Here is a 949-nt window from a genome sequence, read left to right as displayed (position 1 = left end):
GCGGCATGCAGCCCATCGAGCCCCGATACGGATCCCGGCAAAAGCCCCCCGCCGCATCACGTCCCCCGCGCGATCGACCACGTCGAACACCGCCGCATAGCCCGCAAACGCGACGCTCACTTCAGCCACGCCGCAAACCCCAGTTTCACCGCCAGCCCCGCCAGCACCACCGCCACGAACAGCCGCGCGATCCACCCCGCGACCGCCTTCCACACCGAGCGTTTCGCATCGCGCCACGCCGCCAGCAGCTCGCGGAGCTCCGCCACGTCGCCCCGCGCGCGCTCGTCGCTCAACCCCAGCCGCGCCAGCGCGCGCGTCGCGCCCAGCTCGCCCGCCTCCTCCGCGATCGCGCGCAGCGTCACCAGGTCCGCGCCCCGCTCCGCCCCCTGCGCCATCAGCTGCGCCAGCACATGCCCATTCATCACGCCCCCTCCTTCACATCGAGCATCGCGCGTTTCTCCGCATCGCTCAGGAACGTCGCCGCGCTGACCATGTCCCACAGCCGCTCGCGGTCCTCGACCAGCGCCGGCACCCGGTCGAGATCGACGCGCAGCGCCGCCCCCTCGAACCAGCCCGACAGTCCCTGCGCGATCCCCGTCAGCACGCTCGTCGCCAGCGGCAAAATCGCCAGCCGCCACAAGGCGCGATTGGCCTCGCGGTAATTGGCATAGCTATTGTCCCCCGGCAGCCCGAGCAGCATCGGCGGCACCCCGAACGCCAGCGCGATCTCGCGCGCCGCCGCCGACCGCGTGCCGGCAAAATCCATGTCCGCGGGCGTCAGGCTGAGCGCCTGCCATTTCAGCCCGCCCTCGAGCAGCATCGGCCGCCCCGCATTCCCGCTCCCCGCAAACGACGCCTCGAGCTCGCTCTTCAGCCGCGCAAACTGATCCGCCGACAGCGCCGACCCGTCGCCGGGATCATAGACCAACGCCCCCGAGGGCCGCGCGGC

General features: G+C 72.1%; 2 protein-coding genes. Both read right to left on the bottom strand.

Annotated elements, in window-relative coordinates:
* Positions 1 to 116: 116 nt before the first annotated feature.
* Positions 117 to 422, bottom strand: a complete 306-nt coding sequence (locus AC0CH3_RS17720; protein ID WP_465238118.1) for a DUF6127 family protein — start codon at positions 420 to 422, stop codon at positions 117 to 119.
* Positions 422 to 949 (bottom strand): phage portal protein (locus AC0CH3_RS17715; protein ID WP_465238117.1); only part of this gene is annotated, 528 nt, incomplete at its 5' end. The genes AC0CH3_RS17715 and AC0CH3_RS17720, both read right to left, overlap by 1 nt.

This window comes from Sphingomonas sp. AC449 (assembly GCF_979253475.1).
The sequence above is the reverse complement of the archived record's forward strand: the minus strand, read 5'-3'. Positions and strand labels throughout refer to the sequence as shown.